General features: G+C 63.7%; 10 protein-coding genes. 2 read left to right on the top strand and 8 right to left on the bottom strand.

Annotated elements, in window-relative coordinates; genetic code table 11:
• Positions 1-97 precede the first annotated feature (97 nt).
• Positions 98-778, top strand: a complete 681-nt coding sequence (locus ABWY06_RS07280) for a transglutaminase-like cysteine peptidase (protein WP_353924898.1) — start codon at positions 98-100, stop codon at positions 776-778.
• 416 nt (positions 779-1,194) lie between these two features.
• On the opposite strand, the gene recJ is transcribed toward ABWY06_RS07280, so the two are convergent.
• The 3 genes from recJ to ABWY06_RS07265 form a co-directional block, all read right to left on the bottom strand.
• On the bottom strand, positions 1,195-2,910 hold the full coding sequence (recJ, locus tag ABWY06_RS07275) for a single-stranded-DNA-specific exonuclease RecJ (RefSeq protein ID WP_353924897.1): 1,716 nt from the start codon (positions 2,908-2,910) through the stop codon (positions 1,195-1,197).
• 134 nt (positions 2,911-3,044) lie between these two features.
• On the bottom strand, positions 3,045-3,584 hold the full coding sequence (locus ABWY06_RS07270; protein WP_353924896.1) for a YaeQ family protein: 540 nt from the start codon (positions 3,582-3,584) through the stop codon (positions 3,045-3,047).
• Positions 3,585-3,802: 218 nt separating this feature from the next.
• A complete protein-coding gene (locus ABWY06_RS07265; protein WP_353924895.1) occupies positions 3,803-4,576 on the bottom strand; it encodes a hypothetical protein in 774 nt (257 codons plus the stop codon).
• A gap of 285 nt (positions 4,577-4,861) precedes the next feature.
• Between ABWY06_RS07265 and ABWY06_RS07260 the strand changes: the two genes are divergently transcribed.
• On the top strand, positions 4,862-6,061 hold the full coding sequence (locus tag ABWY06_RS07260) for a CaiB/BaiF CoA transferase family protein (RefSeq protein ID WP_353924894.1): 1,200 nt from the start codon (positions 4,862-4,864) through the stop codon (positions 6,059-6,061).
• An 18-nt stretch (positions 6,062-6,079) separates the two neighbouring features.
• On the opposite strand, the gene ABWY06_RS07255 is transcribed toward ABWY06_RS07260, so the two are convergent.
• The 5 genes from ABWY06_RS07255 to ABWY06_RS07235 all read right to left on the bottom strand — a co-directional run bounded on the left by ABWY06_RS07255 (position 6,080) and on the right by ABWY06_RS07235 (position 11,713).
• The gene (locus tag ABWY06_RS07255) at positions 6,080-6,712 is read right to left on the bottom strand and encodes a substrate-binding periplasmic protein (protein WP_353924893.1); all 633 of its coding nucleotides are present in this window, start codon (positions 6,710-6,712) and stop codon (positions 6,080-6,082) included.
• 449 nt (positions 6,713-7,161) lie between these two features.
• A complete protein-coding gene (locus ABWY06_RS07250) occupies positions 7,162-7,728 on the bottom strand; it encodes a rhomboid family intramembrane serine protease (protein WP_353924892.1) in 567 nt (188 codons plus the stop codon).
• 339 nt (positions 7,729-8,067) lie between these two features.
• Complete coding sequence (thrC, locus tag ABWY06_RS07245; protein ID WP_353924891.1) at positions 8,068-9,477, bottom strand: threonine synthase; 1,410 nt, start codon at positions 9,475-9,477, stop codon at positions 8,068-8,070.
• Positions 9,478-9,543: 66 nt separating this feature from the next.
• Positions 9,544-10,848, bottom strand: coding sequence for a homoserine dehydrogenase (locus ABWY06_RS07240; protein WP_353924890.1), 1,305 nt, complete (start codon positions 10,846-10,848; stop codon positions 9,544-9,546).
• Between the two features lie 133 nt (positions 10,849-10,981).
• Positions 10,982-11,713 carry a DsbC family protein gene (locus ABWY06_RS07235; RefSeq protein ID WP_353924889.1) on the bottom strand — a complete coding sequence of 244 codons (732 nt, stop codon included), beginning with the start codon at positions 11,711-11,713 and terminating at the stop codon, positions 10,982-10,984.
• Between the last annotated feature and the right edge of the window lie 106 nt (positions 11,714-11,819).

Here is an 11,819-nt window from a genome sequence, read left to right as displayed (position 1 = left end):
TCGGCCGTCACAACCTGTTCCCTTGGCCACTGGCGCCCATCCCCGGCCGCCGCGGTGACAGGTATAAAGGCGCACGACCCTGGCCCTGTGTGTCCCCATGCCCTCAGTCTCCCCCACCGCCGGCAACAGGTGTGCGGCGCGCTTCGTCTGGCGCGCCCTGCTGCTGCTCGGTGCCCTGCAAGGAACCCCGAGTCAGGCCGAGGAGCAGCCGGCTGCTGGTGCGGCGACGCTTGGCCGCTGGCAGCAGCTGATCGACCAGCACAAAGGCCTGGACGAGCGCGACAAGCTGGAACGGGTCAATGCCTTTATCAACGACGCCGTGATTTACGCCAGCGACCAGGCGACCTGGGGTGAGCACGACTATTGGGCGACCCCGGTACAGACCCTGGGCCGCGGCCAGGGCGATTGCGAAGACTTCGCCTTGGCCAAGTACTTCAGTCTGATGCGCATGGGCGTGCCCAGCGAGAGGCTGCGATTGACCTTCGTCAAGGCGCTGCGGCCCTCCCAGCGGGGCCAGGCGCATATGGTCCTGGCCTACTACGCCACCCCGAGCGCCGAACCCCTGATCCTCGACAACCGCCAGCCGGCGATACTGCCGGCCAGCCAGCGCGCCGACCTGCTGCCGGTCTACGCCTTCAACGACCTGGGCGTATTCCTCGCCAAGGCCCCGCAGCGCATCAGCCAGCCACCCCAGCGCCTGGCCCGCTGGCAGGACGTCAGCGCCCGGGCCCTGGCGGAGGGTTCTCACCCTCCGGCCGCCACCCTCAACGGCGGCTAACGACGCCCAACCGCATCGTAGGATGGGTCGAGCGCAGCGACACCCATGCTGCACACCCAAGCCCCGACTGCTGAACATTTATCGCTACCATCTGCCGCCCGAGGTGGCGCAGGCCCAGGTGTGGACAGCATTGGCGGGCGCTGCCGGTCAATCATTGATGGGTATCGCTTCGCTCAACGCCATCCTACGGGTTGCCCTCGCCGTCGCGGGCATTCAGGCCGTAGGATGGGTCGAGCGCAGCGACACCCATGCTGCCCACCCAAGCCGCAACTGCTGAACATTATCGCTACCATCTGCCGACCGGAGGTGGCGCAGGCCCAGGTGTGGACAGCATTGGCGGGCGCTGCCGGTCAATCATTGATGGGTATCGCTTCGCTCAACGCCATCCTACAGTCCACGCCAGCCGTCAGAGGTGGCTAACGCGGAGCAATATGGCTGATCAGCAGTTGCACGCTTTCGTTGCCACGGAACTCGTTGACGTCCAGCTTGTAGGCCAGCTCGACCCAGCGCACGGTCGGGTTCGGCCAGACCTCGCGGTCGACGCCAAAGGCGATGCCGTCCAGCTGCACGCTGCCGCACTCGCTTTTCAGCACCACCTTGAGGTGGCGCTCGCCCACGATGCGCTGCTGGGTCAGCTGGAACACGCCATGGAACATCGGCTCGGGAAAGTGCTGGCCCCAGGGGCCGGCATTGCGCAGCGCCTTGGCCAGCTCGAGGTGAAATTCCTCGGCGGCCAGCACACCGTCGGACAGCAAGCGACCGGTCAGGTCGTCCTCGCACAGCTGACGGCGCACCTCCTCGTCGAAGGCCGCCGCAAAGGCGGTGAAATGCTCGGCGAGCAAGGACAAGCCCGCGGCCATGGCATGCCCGCCGAACTTGCTGATCAAACCCGGATGGCGCGCCGCCACGGCGTCCAGGGCATCACGGATATGAAAGCCCGGCACCGACCGCGCCGAGCCTTTGAGCAGGCCCGCACCGGCATCGGCGAAAGCGATGGCCGGCCGGTGGTAACGCTCCTTCAAGCGCGAGGCGAGGATGCCGATCACCCCCTGGTGCCAGTCCGCGTCGAACAAACACAGGCCAAAGGGCATGTCCTCCAACGGCAAGTCCTTGAGCTGGGCCAGGGCTTCGCGCTGCATGCCCTGCTCGATGGCCTTGCGGTCCTGGTTGAGCTGATCGAGCTGCACCGCCATGTCGCGGGCCGATTGCTCGTCGCCGCACAGCAGGCATTCGATGCCCAGGCTCATGTCGTCCAGGCGGCCCGCCGCGTTCAAGCGCGGGCCAAGGATAAAGCCCAGGTCGGTGGAGGTGATGCGACCCGGCTGCTTGCCGGCCACTTCGAGGATCGCCCGCAGGCCCGGCCGCGCGCGGCCGGCGCGTATGCGCGCCAGGCCCTGGTGCACCAGGATGCGGTTGTTGGCGTCCAGCGGCACCACGTCGGCGACGCTGCCCAGGGCCACCAGGTCGAGCAGCTCGGCCAGGTTCGGCTCGACCAGTTGCCGGCGGGCGAACCAGTCCAGTTCACGCAAACGTGCGCGCAGGGCCAGCAACACATAGAACATCACACCGACCCCGGCCAAGGCCTTGCTGGGAAACTCGCAGCCCAGCTGGTTGGGGTTGACGATGGCGTCCGCCGCCGGCAGTTCGTGGCCGGGCAAGTGGTGATCGGTCACCAGCACGGTCAGCCCGGCGGCCTTGGCCGCGGCTACCCCTTCGACGCTGGAGATGCCGTTGTCCACGGTCAGCAGCAGGTCGGGTTGGCGTTGCAGGGCCACCGCGACGATTTCCGGGGTCAGGCCGTAGCCATACTCGAAGCGATTGGGCACCAGGTAATCGACATGGGCCGCGCCCAGCTGGCGCAGCCCCAGCAGACCGACCGTGCTGGCGGTGGCGCCATCGGCGTCGAAATCGCCGACGATCAGAATCCGCTGCTCTCGCTCCAGGGCCTCGACCAGCAGCGCCACCGCCGCTTCGATACCCTTGAGCCGCTGGAACGGGATCAGCCGGGCCAGCCCCTTGTCCAGCTCGGCGGCCGTGGCCACGCCGCGGGCCGCATACAGGCGGGTCAGCAGCGGCGGCAGGTCGCCCAGTTGGGGCAGGACGGCGGGTAATGGTCGGGCTTCGATGCGCATGTTCGGTCTTGTCGTGAGGGGCGCAGGCACGCCGCCAGAGTCAACGCCTGGCGGGTTGCACCCGCCCTACGGCCTATTCATTCGTCAGAACTTGCGCGCAACGCGGCGTGAGTGCAACCGCATCGCAAGCGCTTTCAGCGTTCGCCGATCAGCCACTCGATCGGCACTTCATGCTGACCTCGTTCGTCGGTGACGAACAACTCGCCGTCGCTGATCATCACACTCCAGTTCAGGGCCCGTGGCAGGTCCTTGGAGAGGTTGGCCAGGGCCTCCTGGTCCAGCGCCACCACGTTGATGTTCTTCAGGCTGCGCACCGGGTCGAGCACCTTGGTCTGCCAGACGCGCAGGCTGCCATAGGCCACCAGGCTGAATTTCTCGGTGCGCCGCGAACACCAGGTCATGCGGTCGCTGTCCGGCTGGCCGACCTCGATCCAGTGCAGCACCCGGCCATCCAGGCTCTTTTCCCACAACGCCGGTTCGTCGACATCGGACAGGCCACGGCCGAACGCCAGTTGCTCGTGGTAGAACAAGGCATAGCCGATCAGCCGCGCGGCCAGGCGCTCCTCGGTTTCCGACGGGTGCTTGGCGACGGTAAAGCGCAGGCTCTGGTAAACACTGCGGTCGATATCGGTCAGGTTGAGGTCGACTTTGTAGGTCGTCGAGGGCTGGGCCATGAAAAGGGCTTCTAGGTAGCGGAAAGCCGATCAGTCTACCGCGAAAGGCAAGGCGCTGCCTGCTTCGCCGAACGTCAGCCATGTCCGCTCAACACCGACCCGGGGCGCCATTGACGCCGGGCCAGAATCAGCTGTCGGACTCGACGTTGGGACCGGCAGGTGCAAGCGAATGGCGCCCAATACGCCCGAGGGCAGTCCGGACCCGGGCATGCGGTCGACTATCGGCGCGGCGCCTCGTCACAGGACGGCAATGCCTGCAATCGCAGCTGTTGGTCGCTGATTCGCCTGACCCGCAGGATACATTCGTCATAACTGATCGAGGGGCTGGTGGCCGGCACAGTAGCGTTGTCGGCTCTGGCAGCCGGCGCAAGCGGCGCGGCGGGCGCAACGGACGGTGCGGCCACTGGCAAAGGGTTTGCTCCGCCGTGCTCACGATAGGCACTCGCAACCGATGTGACCCACTGATCGAGCTGCGGCAAGGTGAGCGGTCCGTGCTGCTCAGGCAGCAGCTTGACCGGTTGAGCGCTGTTTCTCGTCAGCAGGTACCAGGAACGCTGCTGGAGGGCGTCAAATTGCACGTAGTAGACGGCGTCGAAGTTTGCGATCGCCGCCTGGGCAGCGGTCAGGGGATCAGCCGACTCTTGCCCACTGACTGCCTGGAATACACCCGCGGCCTGCAACAGAGCGGCATGGGCCTTGAGATCGTTGCCAGTCGACCGAATCAGGTACTCGGCGGCTTTGGCGCCTGACTTGTCCAGAAGGTCTGGTATCGAACGTTCCAGCAGCGCCCTATCCGGGGAGATCAGCAAGGCCCGACCGGCGAACCGTACAGGGCTGGCGGCGACACTGCCGCGGTAGTAATTGAGTACCCGGGCCTGGGCCTGATAGGCCGGCTCGGGGTGCTTGAAACGCTGGTTGTTGTAGTAATAGTAGGTGCAGCCGCTCGAGGCTAGGCAGAGCAACCCGAGCAACAGAGGGGTGAAAACGCGCATATACATCCTTGCATAAGTGGAGGGAGCCCAACGGCTCAGGCAGCATCACGCAACGACAAACCGGGTCGCCGCAATCGCCGAAACCATTGTGCCAGTAGGCATTGCACGGCACCACGGTATCCATGCGACCAGCAGTAACATTGCCGCGACCACGACCCAACGTCGGCGTTGGAGCGCGGCCCGCAGCTTTGCGGTTGTCCATCCCACCCAGGATTGTGCAAAGGTTTTTCCCAGACCCGGCGCGATCGAATAGGCTTGGCCGACTGATTCGTACCGGAGTGCTCAATGAACCTGCCCAGCAAACCCCTGTCCGGTCTTAAAGTCGTCGAACTCGGCACCCTGATCGCCGGCCCCTTCGCCGCGCGGATCTGCGCCGAATTCGGCGCCGAGGTGATCAAGGTCGAGTCGCCGGACGGCGGCGATCCCCTGCGCAAGTGGCGCAAACTGTACGAAGGCACCTCGCTCTGGTGGTTCGTCCAGGCGCGCAACAAAAAGTCTGTGACCCTTAACCTCAAGCACCCGAACGGCCAGGCCATCCTCAAACAACTCCTGACCGACGCGGACATCCTGATCGAGAATTTCCGCCCCGGCGTGCTGGAAAAACTTGGCCTGGGCTGGGATGCGCTGCATGCATTGAACCCGAAACTGGTGATGGTGCGCCTGTCCGGTTTCGGTCAGACCGGGCCACTCAAGGATCAGCCAGGCTTTGGCGCGGTGGGCGAGTCCATGGGCGGCTTGCGTTATATCACCGGCTTCGAGGACCGTCCGCCGGTGCGCACCGGTATCTCCATCGGTGACTCGATTGCCGCGCTCTGGGGGGTGATCGGCGCGTTAATGGCGCTGCGGCATCGCGAAATCAACGGCGGCAGCGGCCAGGTGGTGGACGTGGCCCTGTACGAGGCCATCTTTGCCATGATGGAGTCCATGGTGCCCGAGTTCGACGTATTCGGGTTTATCCGCGAACGCAGCGGCAATATCATGCCCGGCATCACGCCCTCTTCCATCCACACCAGCGCCGATGGCAAGCATGTGCAGATCGGTGCCAACGGCGATGCGATCTTCAAGCGTTTTATGAGCGCCATCGGTCGCCCGGACCTGGCCGACGACCTTACGCTGGCCAGCAACGACGGTCGCGATGCCCGCCGCGACGAGCTCTACGGCGTGATCGACCGCTGGGTCGCTTCGCTGCCGCTGGAGCAGGTGCTGGCCGTCTTGACCCAGGCCGAGGTGCCGGCCAGCCGCATCTTCAGTGCCGAAGACATGCTGAGCGATCCACAGTACCTGGCACGGGAGATGTTTCTCAGCGCCAAGCTGCCGGACGGCAAAGCGTTCAAGATGCCCGGCATAGTGCCCAAGCTTAGCGACACACCCGGCGGCGTCGACTGGGTCGGCGCCGATTTGGGCGAACACAATGCCGAGGTGCTGGGCGGGCTGGGGTACAGCCTGGAACAGATCGTCGTATTGCGCCGCGAGGGCAGTATCTGAATTCCACGGCCATTCCAGTCACCGCGTCACGCCGTACTTGGCGTAGATACGCTCGAGAGTGCCATTACGTTTCAAGGTCAAAATGGCTTCATCCAGCCTGGGCAACCAGGCTTTGTGGCGCGGATGCACGCGCATGCTCACATCGAACACACTGATCGCATCGCCCACTTCCAGCGCGCGATACTCAGGCGTTCTAAGGATGTTGTATTGCGCCACCGCCTTATTGATCACGATCTGATCGAAGCGCGAAATCGACAGCATCTGCAACAGCTGCATCTCATTCAATGCATTACGACGGTCAATCTGGCCGGCCTCGATCAGTACGCGCAAATCCGGGTAGGCATAGCCACGTACCAGGCCCAAGGCCTTGCCGCGCAGGTCATTGGGCGTATTGACCGCAAACGCCTTGCCTGGGGCAAACACCATGACATCAACGATCTTGCCAAAGGGCACCGAAAATTCGCCAGGCACCGGCTGCCCTCGCACCCAGCCCGCGTACACACCGGGCTCGATATCCAACCGCCCCTCATTGAATAACAAGCCAATCCGGGGATAGGGGTAGTAATGAATAGTGAAGGTATCGCCGAGCAACGCGCCCAACTCATCGAATATATCTTGGTAAATACCGCTATTGGCATGCTTGATCATCATCGGCGGATAGTCGTAGAACCCGACTTGGAAGCTATCGGCGGCCGCCGTATTGGACAGTCCCACCCCGCACAGGATGCAAAGCTGAATAAGCCTAAGACACCGCCTCATTGCGCCACCTCAATAAGCGTACGCTCAACCCGGCCCGCGATAACGCCAGTAAAACCACCTCGACCTCGTGCACCGTGCTCCGTGCTCCGTGCTCCGTGCTCCGTGCTCGAAGCATAGCCACGTCAGCCAGGAGCAGCTCAGGCTCAACCGAAACGTGCTGCACGCAATGCGGCCGCAATGGCTTACGACGCGCCCCACGACGTAGCCGCGACGGCCAACCCGACCAGCTTGGCGCCTGATCAAGCGCCGAGCCGGCACGGCGATCCGAATCGGCACGTGACGAACGGTGAAGGATAGCGTGCCGGCGTCTCACCGTTACCGCGTGGGGCGCTGACATGCCCTCAGCCTTTCCCCCGCCCCCGCTGGCGCGGCGCATGGCGCCAGGCAGCGTAGAGCCCACCGCACAGCGCGCCAGCCAGGTGGTACTCGAAGGAAACGCCCTGCTGCGGCAGCAGGCCGAAGACCCAGCCGCCATGCAAGGCCAACACCAGCATGGCCAGTAGCAGATCCAGCCAGCTGCGGCGATACCAGGCCCGCACCAGCAGCAGGGACCAGAGACCGAACAACCAACCGCTGGCGCCGATATGGATACCGGGACGGGCGAACAACCACACCAGCAGGCCGCTGCCGAGGATGATCGTCACGCTGGCCTGGAGGAAATCCCGGCGCGACTCCAGCAGCGCCAACAAGCCCACCACCAGCAGCCCGCTGAGGTTGCCGAACAGGTGCAACCAACCGCCGTGCAGCCAGGGGGCGATCAGAATTCCCGGCAAGGACTCGGCCCGACGCGGGATCACACCCCAGAGGTTCAAGGCATTGTCGCTGAGGCTATTACCCAGTTGCACCAGCAGCATCAGCGCGGCGATGCCGGCCAATAGCTGCAGGCGCGACAGTAGCCAGGCGGTCATTGTGGGCAACACGCCGTAAAGGCCACCGCTACCCCGCGCAGCGCTCGCCAACACAGTGTCGACGCCTCGGCGCGAGCCCTGAGCGGGCCGAGTTCGGCGTGAAAGGCGGAACAGGCCGCAAGGCAGTCGCAGACCCCGTTGGTAGTCACTTTCGATCCCGGCACGCTCAAATTCGTCATCTCGAGTGGCCTCGGGGCGCTGTCTGGCTCAGGAGAGTCTCCAGCGTCGTGAAAACGACCTGTCCACTTGGGGTTCTAGCGGGCCGCGGCCTGCCGCCCTACCGCAAACACAAAAAAACCGGCGCCTGGTGGCAACCGGTTTCGACCAGTCCCGCGACGGTTACAGCGGCTTGCCGCGGTTGCCATGGGCACTAACGAAGGCCTGGATCGCCTTGAGGTCGTTGGCCAGCACGGTGCAACGCTCTTCGCGCTGGAACAGGTCCGCCAGGTGCGGTGGCAGTGCAGGCGCCTCGCCGACCCCGGCTTTTTCCACCGCCTCGGGGAATTTCACCGGGTGTGCGGTACCCAGGATCACCATGGGCGTGGCCAGGCTGCGGCGGCAGTCGCGGGCGGCCTTGACCCCGATGGCGGTGTGCGGATCGAGCAGCTCACCGCATTCGGCATGCACCTGGGCGATGGTTTCGCAGGTCTCCTCGTCGCTGACCGCCAGCGAATCGAACAGGCGGCGCGCTTCGGTCCAGCGGTCCTGCTCGACGCTGAAACCGCCGCCGGCCTTGAAATCGGCCATCAGCTGCGCCACCGCGGCCCCGTTGCGGCCGTGCAGGTCGAACAGCAGGCGCTCGAAGTTGGACGAGACCATGATATCCATGGATGGCGACAGGGTCGGATGCAGCGCGTCCTTGACATACTGGTTGCCACTCATAAACCGGTGCAGGATATCGTTGCGGTTGGTCGCCACGATCAGCTGGCTGATCGGCAGGCCCATGTTGCGCGCCAGGTAGCCGGCAAAAATGTCGCCGAAGTTACCGGTGGGCACCGAAAACGCGATGGAGCGCGCCGGACCGCCCAGCTGCAGGGCCGCATGGAAGTAGTAGACGATCTGGGCCATGATCCGCGCCCAGTTGATCGAGTTCACCGCGACCAGGCGGGTCCCTTTCAGGAAGCTCTGGTCGGCGAAGCTCGCCTTGACCATTTCCTGGCAGTCATCGAAGTTGCCTTCGATGGCAATGTTGTGGATATTCTCGCCGAAGAGGGTGGTCATCTGCCGGCGCTGCACTTCGGACACGCGGTTGTGCGGGTGCAGGATGAAGATGTCGACGTTTTCGCAGTGCTTGCAGCCTTCGATGGCGGCCGAACCGGTATCGCCGGACGTGGCGCCCACGATCACCACGCGCTCACCGCGTTTTTCCAGCACGTAGTCGAGCAGGCGACCGAGCAGTTGCAGGGCAAAATCCTTGAAGGCCAGGGTCGGGCCGTGGAACAGCTCAAGTACCCATTCGTTGCCGTTCAACTGACGCAACGGTGCCACGGCGTTGTGGGAAAACACGCCGTAGGTCTCTTCCAGAATCTTTTTGAAATCGGCATCGGGAATGCTGCCGGTGACGAACGGGCGCATCACCCGGAAGGCCAGTTCGTGATACGGCAGGCCGGCCCAGGAAGCGATTTCTTCCTGGGTGAAACGTGGCAGGTTTTCCGGGACGTACAGACCGCCGTCGGTGGCGAGGCCCGCCAGCAGGACGTCTTCGAAATTCAGGGCCGGTGCCTGGCCGCGGGTACTGATATAACGCATGACTGACTCCAATGGACAGTGTTCGCAAAGCCGGGCCCGCAGGCGGGCCCGGTGAACGATAACGGCTTAGTTCAGGTGCTCGACGCGGATCCGTACGACCGGACCAACCACGCCTGCCAAGGCTTCCAGGGCGGTGATCGCGTCGTTGATGTGCTGCTCCAGCACGCGATGGGTCAGCAGGATCATCGGCACCAGGCCGTCATGCTCTTCGACCTCTTTCTGCATGATCGATTCGATGTTGATGCCGCGCTCCGACAGGATGCTCGCCACCTGGGCCAGCACGCCCGGATGGTCCTTGGCCTGAATGCGCAGGTAGTAGGCGCTTTCGCAGGCTTCGATCGGCAGGATCGGATGGGCCGACAGCGAATCCGGCTGGAAGGCCAGGTGCGGTACACGGTTTTCCGGGTCAGAGGTCATGGCGCGAACCACGTCCACCAGGTCGGCGATCACCGACGAAGCGGTCGGTTCCATGCCGGCGCCAGCGCCGTAGAACAGCGTCGAACCGGCAGCATCACCATTGACCATTACCGCGTTCATCACGCCGTTGACGTTGGCGATCAAGCGATCGGCCGGAATCAGCGTCGGGTGCACACGCAACTCGATACCCGCCGCGGTGCTGCGCGCAACGCCGAGGTGCTTGATGCGATAGCCCAGCGCTTCGGCGTAGTTCACGTCGGCGGTGGTCAGCTTGGTGATGCCTTCGGTGTAGGCCTTGTCGAATTGCAACGGGATACCGAACGCAATGGACGCGAGGATCGTCAGCTTGTGCGCCGCGTCGATGCCTTCAACGTCGAACGTCGGATCGGCTTCGGCGTAGCCCAAGGCTTGCGCTTCGGCGAGGACGTCTTCGAAGGTGCGGCCCTTCTCACGCATTTCGGTGAGGATGAAGTTGCCGGTGCCGTTGATGATCCCGGCCACCCAGTTGATGCGGTTGGCCGAGAGGCCTTCGCGAATCGCCTTGATCACCGGGATGCCGCCAGCCACGGCCGCTTCGAACGCCACGATCACGCCTTTCTCGCGCGCCTTGGCGAAAATTTCATTACCGTGAACGGCGATCAGCGCCTTGTTCGCGGTGACCACGTGTTTTCCGTTCTCGATCGCTTTGAGTACCAGCTCGCGGGCAACGGTGTAGCCGCCCACCAGCTCTATGACGATGTCGATCTCAGGGTTCGTGGCCACTTCGAAGACATCGTTGGTAATCGCAATACCGGTCGTCTGGAACTGAGGCTTTGGCGTGCGAGTGGCAATTTGCGCCACTTCGATTCCACGCCCGGCACGACGAGCAATTTCCTCGGCGTTGCGCTGAAGTACGTTGAAGGTGCCGCCACCGACGGTCCCTAACCCACAGATGCCTACTTTGACCGGTTTCACTGTGAACTCCCCATAAAACGGCCGACTCGAGGCCGGCCGTGAAAACAGCCGCATGCTCGCGGCTCTCTATTGACGACCCGGCACAGGTTGCCGCCGGGTCATGATCGTCACAGGCTGACCGTGACGATACGAATTACTTCGCGTCCAGCGCCAGTTTGGCGACTTGTGGCGCCGGCTGGTAGCCCGGAATCACCTGACCGTCGGCCAAAACGATGGCCGGCGTGCCGTTCACGCCGATCGACTGACCGAGGGCGAACTGCCTGGAAACCGGGTTATCGCACTTGGCGGCCTTGATCTCCTTGCCATCGACCATTTTGTCCATGGCCGCTTTCTTGTCTTTCGAGCACCAGACCGCCTGCAGCTGCTCGTCACCTGGTGAACCCAGGCCCTGGCGCGGAAACGCCACGTAACGCACTTCGATTCCGCGCTTGTTCAGCTCGGGCACTTCGGCGTGCAGTTTGTGGCAGTACGGGCAGGTGGTGTCAGTGAACACGGTGATGTGCGATTTGGTTTCGCCGATGGCCGGGTAGACCACGGTTTCTGCGACCGGAATGTCGTTGATCAGCTTGGAAATGCCCAGGCGTTCGGTCTTCTCGGTCAGGTTGACCGGCTTGCCGTCCTTGAGCTGGAACATGTAGCCCTGCACCACGTACTGACCGTCGGCACTGGCATAGAGCACGCGGCTGCCTTTGAGTTTGACTTCATAAAGGCCGGGCAATGGACTGGCGGTAATGGTTTCTACCGGCACCTCGAGCTGGAGGTTTTCCAGGCTTTTACGGATGGCTTTGTCGGCCGCGTCATCGGCGACGGCAAAGGTGCTGACCAACGCAATGGCGGCGGCGGCGAAAATCTGGGTCAGACGCATGAGAACTCCTGAAGGCGGACAAATGGGACGATCAGAACGCCCGTGCCGAAACACCGGGTCATAACCGCCCATCGTGCAAACCGGCAAAGCCTACCACATAAGGCCC

This window comes from Pseudomonas sp. (assembly GCF_040514055.1).
Classification (GTDB): domain Bacteria; phylum Pseudomonadota; class Gammaproteobacteria; order Pseudomonadales; family Pseudomonadaceae; genus Aquipseudomonas.
This window is presented reverse-complemented; position numbering and strand designations above follow the sequence as displayed.

What these genes read in the sequence shown, in the direction of transcription:
- ABWY06_RS07280 (WP_353924898.1), top strand. Translation starts at nt 98, where the DNA reads ATGCCCTCAGTCTCCCCCACCGCCGGCAACAGGTGTGCGGCGCGCTTC.
- recJ (WP_353924897.1), bottom strand. Translation starts at nt 2,910, where the DNA reads ATGCGCATCGAAGCCCGACCATTACCCGCCGTCCTGCCCCAACTGGGC.
- ABWY06_RS07270 (WP_353924896.1), bottom strand. Translation starts at nt 3,584, where the DNA reads ATGGCCCAGCCCTCGACGACCTACAAAGTCGACCTCAACCTGACCGAT.
- ABWY06_RS07265 (WP_353924895.1), bottom strand. Translation starts at nt 4,576, where the DNA reads ATGCGCGTTTTCACCCCTCTGTTGCTCGGGTTGCTCTGCCTAGCCTCG.
- ABWY06_RS07260 (WP_353924894.1), top strand. Translation starts at nt 4,862, where the DNA reads ATGAACCTGCCCAGCAAACCCCTGTCCGGTCTTAAAGTCGTCGAACTC.
- ABWY06_RS07255 (WP_353924893.1), bottom strand. Translation starts at nt 6,712, where the DNA reads ATGATGATCAAGCATGCCAATAGCGGTATTTACCAAGATATATTCGAT.
- ABWY06_RS07250 (WP_353924892.1), bottom strand. Translation starts at nt 7,728, where the DNA reads ATGACCGCCTGGCTACTGTCGCGCCTGCAGCTATTGGCCGGCATCGCC.
- thrC (WP_353924891.1), bottom strand. Translation starts at nt 9,477, where the DNA reads ATGCGTTATATCAGTACCCGCGGCCAGGCACCGGCCCTGAATTTCGAA.
- ABWY06_RS07235 (WP_353924889.1), bottom strand. Translation starts at nt 11,713, where the DNA reads ATGCGTCTGACCCAGATTTTCGCCGCCGCCGCCATTGCGTTGGTCAGC.